The following is a 7,220-nucleotide window of genomic DNA, read 5'->3' on the forward strand; positions in this document are numbered from 1 at the left end:
CCACGATGTGGACGCGGGAAGACCCAGCCCTCTCGCGCGGTTATAGATGGCGACAGACCGCGAACGCGCGAGATGGAGGACTGATGTCTGGTACTGAGGGCGGAACGCCGCAAGCCACGCTTCCGCCGCTCGTCGAGCCGGCCGCCGAGCTCACCAAGGATGAAGTCGCGCGCTACAGCCGGCACCTCATCATTCCGGATGTCGGCGTGGACGGCCAGAAGCGACTGAAGAACGCCAAGGTTCTGATCATCGGCGCCGGTGGGCTGGGCAGTCCCGCCCTGCTGTACCTCGCCGCGGCGGGAGTCGGCACGCTGGGTGTCATCGACTTCGACGTCGTGGACGAGTCGAACCTCCAGCGCCAGGTCATCCACGGCGTGTCCGACGTCGGCAAGCCGAAGGCCGTCTCGGCGCAGGAGTCCGTCGCCGAGATCAACCCGTTCGTCAACTTCGTGACGCACACCGAGCAGCTGACCACCGAGAACGCGGTGGAGCTGTTCAGCCAGTACGACCTGATCCTCGACGGCACGGACAACTTCGCCACGCGCTACCTCGTCAACGACGCCGCCGTGCTCGCCGGCAAGCCGTACGTGTGGGGCTCGATCTTCCGATTCGAGGGCCAGGTGAGCGTCTTCTGGGAGGACGCGCCGAACGGCAAGGGCCTGAACTACCGCGACCTGTACCCCGAGCCCCCGCCTCCCGGCATGGTGCCGTCGTGCGCCGAGGGCGGTGTGCTGGGTGTGCTGTGCGCGTCGATCGGCTCCATCATGGTGACCGAGGCGATCAAGCTCATCACCGGCATCGGTGAGCCGCTGCTGGGCCGGCTCGTCACCTACGACGCCCTGGAGCTGCGCTACCGCGAGGTGAAGATCCGGAAGGACCCGGAGACGCCCAAGATCACCGAGCTCATCGACTACGAGGCGTTCTGCGGTGTGGTGTCCGACGACGCTCAGCAGGCGGCGTCCGGCCACACGATCACGCCCGCGGAGTTGAAGGCGAAGTTCGACGCCGGCGAGAACTTCGAGCTGATCGACGTCCGCGAGCCGCACGAGTACGAGATCGTCAACATCAAGGGCGCGAAGCTGATCCCGAAGGACCGCATCCTGTCCGGCGAGGCGCTGGCCGAGCTGCCGCAGGACAAGCCGATCGTGCTGCACTGCAAGTCGGGTGCTCGCTCGGCGGAGGCCCTCGCGGCGCTGCACAAGGCGGGCTTCGCCGACGCCAGCCACCTCGGTGGCGGGGTCCTGGCGTGGGCGCGTCAGGTGGACCCCAGCCTCCCGACGTACTGACCCGAGACGCCGAGCACCGTGTCCGCCGCTCAGCGACGCATGTTCGCACTTCCCGTACGGGCGGTGCGTGCACAGACTGCGGACACGAGTGCACAGACTGCGGACACGCCGGTGTGGGGTGAACCCCACCGGCGTGTCCGCAGTTCATGAACGCGTGTTCGCAGTTCGGCGGGGTACCGTCTCGGCGTGATTCAGGGACCGCCGCCACCGGAGCACACGCGCCGGGCCTTCGGGCTGGGCGGTGCCGACGTCGAACCGCTCGGCGGAACGGGCTGGCGCTGCGGTGACGTGGTGCTGGAACCCGTACACGACCGCGCGCAGGGCGTGTGGTTGTCACGGATCCTCGCCGCACTCGACGTGCCCGAGCTGCGGATCGCCCGCCCCATCGGCGCCACCGACGGGCGGTGGGTCGTCGGCGGCTGGCGGGCGCGCCGCCTGCTGACGGGCTCGCCCGAACACCGCCCGGAGGAGACCGTTCTCGCCGCGGTGCGGCTGCACCGGGCGACCGCCACCTTCGAACGCCCGTCCTTCCTCGACGACCGGCAGGACGTCTTCGCGGTCGCCGAACGCATGGCGTGGGACGAGGAACGACGCGAGCTCGACGAGGCCAAGGGCGGGAGACTGTTCGAGATCCTCGCGCCGTCCCGTCGACCGGTGTGGGGCGCCGACCAGCTCGTGCACGCCGAACTGTTCGGCACGCTCCTCTTCGACGGCGACCAGCCACCGGCCCTGGTGGGTTTCGTGCCGCACTTCCGGCCCGCCGAGTGGGGCGCCGCGGTCGCGGCCGTGGACGCCGTGGCGTGGGGCGGCGCCGACGGCACGTTGCTGCGGCACTGGTCCCACCTGCCCGAGTGGTCGCAACTCCTGCTCCGCGCCGTCCTCTTCCGCCTCGCCTGGCACGCCCTGCATCCCCGGTCGAGCGCCGCCACCCTCGACGGCCTGCGCCGCGTCGCCGGTGAGGTCACCGAACTGCTCTAGCCCTCCACCCATTCGCCGCGCTCACGTCCACGTGACGCGCAGCGATTCGGTCCCGCGCGCCGCACACACCCGCTCGGCCTCGTCCTCCGCGGCCGCCCTCGCCCGCGCCGACAGCGGCAGCAACGCCGTCATCGTCACGTCCAGTCGGCGGCCGGACCTCGTCGCCCGCCACGTGCCCGCGATCTCGCCGTCGGCGAGGATCGTGCCCGGATTCCCGAGGATCTTCCACACCTCCTTGCGATGCGCGGGGTCCGGCACGAGCAGGGCGCGGTCCCGCGCCTGCACCAGCGGATCCTTCGGCGGGAGCAGGCGAACCGTGTTCGGCTCCGGCGGGTTCTCCAGCAGCGGCACCGCGTCGGCGGGGATCGCGCCGCGCCGCCCCTCCACCGACACGTCCACGAGGTCGTCGGGCCACATCGTGCGCGTCAGCACGGCTTTCGTGGTGCCGACGAACCCGGCGGCCTCGGTGGCGGTGGCCGGGCCGTGCAGCCGCAGGTACGACCTCACCACCTCGGCCGCCGCACGGGGATCCGGGCGACGCGCCAGTGGCGGTCGGGGACGCAGCGGCACCAGCGTGGCGGGGGACGAACCCGGTTCCAGCGCGACCCCGGCCAACGGCGTGGCCAGCCGCATGAGCTGGTCGTGGATGTGCGTCGCCTGGCAGCGCCGACACCACAGCGAGAGCCCGTCCGGGATCACCTTCGTCACCGCTTCGCTCGCCGCACCCTTGGTCATGGTGCGCGTGACGACGTCGCGCAGTGCCTGGGCGGCGGTGCGGATCGCCTCGTCCGCGGGCATCCCGGCCGCCGCGAGGTCGCGGCGCTGCCAGCTCAGCCGGGCGGCGGCGTCGGCGGCGTCCCACGGCGGGAGAGTGGTGATCAGCGCACGGAACTCGGCCGCGCGGTGGTAGTGCGGGGCGCCCCGGTGCGACCACGCCAGGACCAGCCGGTCGTCGTCGCCCGGGGCGGGCGCCGGGTCTCCGTCCAGGCGTGCCAGCAGCGCGAGCTCCGCACTGCCGCGCTGGTCGTCCTGGACGCCGAGATCGAACACCCGCAGTGCCACGGGATCCGCGCCGGAGTCGCGGTGCAGGCCCTGCGCCGCGATCCGGTACGCCATGGCCTGGTCTCGATCGATGTCGAGCATCGTGACCTTCCCGAGTCTGTCGAACCTCCGCGACCGCTGTCAGGCGAAGCGGTAGTCGAACGTGTAGGGCACCGTCTGCGAGGCCGACGCCGCCGTGCCGCTGCCGGTCAGTCCCGTGAGCTCGCCCGTCGCCGATCCCGGCACGACGGTGAAGCGGTCGGAAATGCCGTCGTCGGAGTACGCGACGTCGTGCCGGACGACGAACGAGCCCGAACGGCCCGCGACGCTGCCCTCGATGCGGGAGTACCCCGGAGCTCGCTGCTCACCGTGGCCGGTCGGCTCGTCGTAGTACAGGAGGTAGTCGACGGTCGCCGAGCCGGTGATCACGCCCTGGTAGGTGAACGTGGCATGGGCGTGGGCGTAGCGGGGGCCGGTCTCGTCGCCCGCGACGACGTGCTCGTCCCAGCTGGTCATGGTGTAGGTGTTCGTGCTCATGCCGACCAGCCTCGCGCCGAAACCTGCCATCTCCTGTCAGTTTTCTCGAGCAGAATGGGCGACATGCGGGCGAGCAGGTTGTTGTCGCTGGTGCTGCTGCTCCAGAACCGCGGGCGCATGACGGCGCAGGCGCTGGCCGACGAGCTGGAGGTGTCGGTGCGCACGATCTACCGCGACATGGACGCGCTGTCGGCGGCGGGCGTGCCCGTGTACGCCGACCGTGGTCGCACGGGCGCCTACCAGCTCGTGGGCGGCTACCGCACGCGGCTCACGGGACTGTCGGAGGAGGAGGCACAGGCGCTCGCGCTCGCGGGACTGCCGGCGGCCGCCGCGGAACTCGGGCTCGGCACGGTGCTGGCCGCGGCGCAGCTGAAACTGTCCGCCGCGCTGCCGGACGAGTTGCGTCGCCGGGCGGGCGAGCTCGCCGAACGCTTCCACGTCGACGTGCCCGGCTGGCACCGCGACCTCGAACGCGTGCCGGCGCTCGCGGAGATCGCCGATGCCGTGTGGCACGCGCGACGGCTCCGGGTCCGCTACCGGCGGTGGGACGACACCGCGGTCGAGCGCGATCTCGACGCGCTCGGGCTCGTACTGAAGGCGGGTGTGTGGTACCTCGCCGCCCGGTGCGGCGGCTCGGTGCGCACCTACCGGGTGTCGCGTGTGGACGCCCTCACCGACCTCGGGGAGTCGTTCGACCGGCCCGAGGACTTCGTGCTCGCCGAGTACTGGCGGGCGTGGTCGGAGGGGTTCGAGAAGCGGCTCTACCCCGACACCGCGTTGGTGCGCCTGTCGCCGCTGGGACGGGACCTCGTACCGTTCTTCCTGGGTGCCGTCGGGGCGCGCGCGTTGCGGGAGACCGCGACCGGGCCGGGGCCCGACGGCTGGTCGACGGCGGAGCTGCCGGTGGAACGAGGCGCGCCCGCACTCGGGCAGCTCCTGCGGTTCGGTGCGGAGCTGGAGGTGCTCGCACCGCCCGAGCTGCGCAGCCGGGTGTCCGAGGTCGTGTCGAGGATGGGTGAGAGGTATGGCTGAGGCGCCGCTCGCGGGCGTGACCGTGGGGATCACGGCCGAACGTCGTGCGAACGAGTTCGCAGCGGCGCTGCGACGGCACGGGGCCACGGTGACGCACGCGCCCACCATCACCATCGTTCCGCTGCCCGACGACGAGCGGCTGCGCACGGTCACCGAGGTCGTCGTGAACACCGACGTCGACGTCGTGGCGGTGACCACGGGCGCGGGTTTCCGCGGCTGGTTCGAGGCCGCCGAGGGCTGGGGGCTCGCGGACGCGCTGCGGGAGTCGTTGGCCCGGGCGCGCGTGTTCACCCGGGGCCCGAAGGCCACCGGCGCGGTCCGGGGCGCGGGCCTGTCGGAGGTCTGGTCGGCGGCGAGCGAGACCAACCAGGAGCTGTTCGACCGCCTCGGGGTCGACGACGTGCGGGACAGGCGGGTGGTGGTGCAACTGCACGGCGCGCCGTTGCCCGACCACGTGGCCGCGTTGCGCGACCGGGGCGCCGACGTGCTGGAGGTGCAGCCCTACCGCTGGCAGTGGCCCGGCGACCTGGCTCCCGCGCGCGATCTCGTCGAGGCGGTGGCACACGGACGGGTGGACGCCTTGGCCTTCACCAGTGCCCCCGCTGCGGCGAATCTCCTGACGCTCGCCGACGAGAGTCCCCACCGGGACGCTTTCGCGGCTGCGCTCGCGAGCCGGGTGCTGTGCGCCTGCGTCGGGCCCGTGACGGCCGCGCCACTGGTCGAGCGCGGAATCCCGGTCGCGGTGCCCGAACGGCAGCGGCTCGGGGCGCTGGTGAAACTGCTGGTCGCGCGCCTCGGGTGGTGAGCGGTACTCAGCTCGCCGACTCGCCCGCCCCGGCGTGGTCGTGGGCGCGGAGCTGCTCGCGACCGGCGTCCTCCTCGCTGCGCCCCTGCCGCCAGTAGCCGGTGAAGGTGATGTGGCGCTTGTTCACACCGCGCTCCCGGACGAGGTGCCGGCGCACGTGCTTGACGAGGCTCGCCTCACCCGAGATCCACGCGTACGGCGCGCCCGCGGGGAGCATCGCGTCCCGGACGGCGGCCAGCACGGCCTCGCCCACGGGTGCGTCCCCGCGGTGCACCCACCGCACGTCCACCCGTTCTCCGTACCCGGCGAGGGGAATCTCGTCGGCGGCGTCGGCCACCTCGACGAACACGATCGCCCTCGCCTGGTCGGGCAGGCGTTCGCAGATGGCCGCGATGGCCGGCACGGCCGACTCGTCGCCCACCAGCAGCTGCCAGGACGTTCCGGCGGGAACGTCGTAGAGCCCGTGCGGGCCGAGCAGTGCGACCTCGTCGCCGGGACGCGCGTTCGCCGCCCAGCTCGATCCCGGGCCCGCGTCGTCGTGCAGGACGAAGTCGATGTCGAGCTCGGCGGCCCAGGGCCGCGCGTGGCGGACGGTGTAGGTGCGCATCGCGGGTCGCACGCCGTCCGGCATCGCGAGGTAACGCCGGTACCACGACATCGCGTCGTCGGCCAGCGTCGGCGGAAGCTGCGGGGCTCGGGTGCCGGGAGTCGGGAAGAACACCTTCACGTACTGGTCGGGGGCGCCGTCGACGACGTGTGCGAGGTCTGGACCGGTGAACGTGACTCGCACGAGCCGGGGGGTGATCGCGCGGACGTGACGGACGTGCGCGGTCAGGTAGGCCAGACGTGGCCGGATCGCCTCGGTGCTCATTAGGCAAGGCTAACCTACAGGGGCCGCCAGCGAAACCGTCGGAGGTCGACGCGCTGTCCGTCGGCGAGCACTCCCTCGGCCCGGAGCCGGGCGAGTTGCTCACGCGCGAGGTGGGGAGCCGGGGTGCCGTCGGCGCGGAGTACCCGGTGCCACGGCAGGTCATGCCCGTCTTCGGCGAGCACCCGCCCCACGAGCCGGGGAGTGGAGGCGCCCGCGAGTGCGGCCACGTCGCCGTAGGTGGCCACGGTGCCCTCCGGCACGGACGCGACGACGGCGCGGATCCGTTCGTGCAGTTCCTCGTTCATGTCGTCCCCCGTACCGAAACTGCGGACACGCGTGCGCAGACGGCGGACACGGTACGCCTGGTCTCGTGTCCGCGGGGCACGCACGTGTGTCCGCTCCTCGCGTACGCGTGTTCGTCGTTCGACGACACCCGGCCGGGCGCCACACGCAACACTCGTCACCACGCTGCATCACCGCGCCGGGGCGGCATGATTCCATCAGGGCGTGAACGGACTCCGAGCGCGACTCGTGCGGGCCCCGGCGCGGCCGCTCCCACCGGAGGAGTGGGACGACGGCGCACGCCGACTGCAGGCCGGGCCGCGCGGGTTCGTCCGCGTGCTCGGCGGTCCTGGCACGGGCAAGACCACGCTGCTCGCCGCCACGGCGG

At 72.4% G+C, this 7,220-nt stretch carries 8 protein-coding genes; 4 read left to right on the top strand and 4 right to left on the bottom strand.

What is annotated here, in order from left to right; all coding sequences use genetic code 11:
- Nucleotides 1-83: 83 nt before the first annotated feature.
- A complete protein-coding gene (gene moeZ, locus SACAZDRAFT_RS16955) occupies nt 84-1,286 on the top strand; it encodes an adenylyltransferase/sulfurtransferase MoeZ (protein ID WP_005443726.1) in 1,203 nt (400 codons plus the stop codon).
- A gap of 186 nt (nt 1,287-1,472) precedes the next feature.
- Nucleotides 1,473-2,264: a TIGR02569 family protein gene (locus tag SACAZDRAFT_RS16960; protein WP_005443728.1), complete on the top strand. Its 792-nt coding sequence runs from the start codon at nt 1,473-1,475 to the stop codon at nt 2,262-2,264.
- A gap of 21 nt (nt 2,265-2,285) precedes the next feature.
- Here SACAZDRAFT_RS16960 and SACAZDRAFT_RS16965 read toward each other — a convergent pair whose 3' ends face one another.
- Together SACAZDRAFT_RS16965 and SACAZDRAFT_RS16970 are read right to left on the bottom strand one after the other, a co-directional pair.
- On the bottom strand, nt 2,286-3,407 hold the full coding sequence (locus tag SACAZDRAFT_RS16965; protein ID WP_005443730.1) for a DNA glycosylase AlkZ-like family protein: 1,122 nt from the start codon (nt 3,405-3,407) through the stop codon (nt 2,286-2,288).
- 39 nt (nt 3,408-3,446) lie between these two features.
- A complete protein-coding gene (locus SACAZDRAFT_RS16970; RefSeq protein WP_005443732.1) occupies nt 3,447-3,842 on the bottom strand; it encodes a DUF3224 domain-containing protein in 396 nt (131 codons plus the stop codon).
- Between the two features lie 63 nt (nt 3,843-3,905).
- Between SACAZDRAFT_RS16970 and SACAZDRAFT_RS16975 the strand changes: the two genes are divergently transcribed.
- Both SACAZDRAFT_RS16975 and SACAZDRAFT_RS16980 read left to right on the top strand, forming a co-directional pair.
- A complete protein-coding gene (locus tag SACAZDRAFT_RS16975) occupies nt 3,906-4,874 on the top strand; it encodes a helix-turn-helix transcriptional regulator (protein ID WP_456300011.1) in 969 nt (322 codons plus the stop codon).
- Nucleotides 4,867-5,679 carry a uroporphyrinogen-III synthase gene (locus tag SACAZDRAFT_RS16980; protein WP_005443735.1) on the top strand — a complete coding sequence of 271 codons (813 nt, stop codon included), beginning with the start codon at nt 4,867-4,869 and terminating at the stop codon, nt 5,677-5,679. Before SACAZDRAFT_RS16975 ends, SACAZDRAFT_RS16980 begins: the two co-directional genes overlap by 8 nt.
- A 7-nt stretch (nt 5,680-5,686) precedes the next feature.
- On the opposite strand, the gene SACAZDRAFT_RS16985 is transcribed toward SACAZDRAFT_RS16980, so the two are convergent.
- Nucleotides 5,687-6,550 (bottom strand): siderophore-interacting protein, encoded by an 864-nt coding sequence (locus tag SACAZDRAFT_RS16985; RefSeq protein WP_005443737.1) that lies wholly within the window; start codon nt 6,548-6,550, stop codon nt 5,687-5,689.
- Nucleotides 6,551-6,564: 14 nt separating this feature from the next.
- Complete coding sequence (locus tag SACAZDRAFT_RS16990; protein WP_176662467.1) at nt 6,565-6,855, bottom strand: MGMT family protein; 291 nt, start codon at nt 6,853-6,855, stop codon at nt 6,565-6,567.
- Nucleotides 6,856-7,220 lie beyond the last annotated feature (365 nt).

The organism is Saccharomonospora azurea NA-128, assembly GCF_000231055.2.
GTDB lineage: Bacteria > Actinomycetota > Actinomycetes > Mycobacteriales > Pseudonocardiaceae > Saccharomonospora > Saccharomonospora azurea.

Excerpts from the sequence above, each read along its gene's own strand:
- moeZ (WP_005443726.1), top strand. The coding sequence starts at position 84 with ATGTCTGGTACTGAGGGCGGAACGCCGCAAGCCACGCTTCCGCCGCTC.
- SACAZDRAFT_RS16965 (WP_005443730.1), bottom strand. The coding sequence starts at position 3,407 with ATGCTCGACATCGATCGAGACCAGGCCATGGCGTACCGGATCGCGGCG.
- SACAZDRAFT_RS16970 (WP_005443732.1), bottom strand. The coding sequence starts at position 3,842 with ATGAGCACGAACACCTACACCATGACCAGCTGGGACGAGCACGTCGTC.
- SACAZDRAFT_RS16975 (WP_456300011.1), top strand. The coding sequence starts at position 3,906 with ATGCGGGCGAGCAGGTTGTTGTCGCTGGTGCTGCTGCTCCAGAACCGC.
- SACAZDRAFT_RS16980 (WP_005443735.1), top strand. The coding sequence starts at position 4,867 with ATGGCTGAGGCGCCGCTCGCGGGCGTGACCGTGGGGATCACGGCCGAA.
- SACAZDRAFT_RS16985 (WP_005443737.1), bottom strand. The coding sequence starts at position 6,550 with ATGAGCACCGAGGCGATCCGGCCACGTCTGGCCTACCTGACCGCGCAC.
- SACAZDRAFT_RS16990 (WP_176662467.1), bottom strand. The coding sequence starts at position 6,855 with ATGAACGAGGAACTGCACGAACGGATCCGCGCCGTCGTCGCGTCCGTG.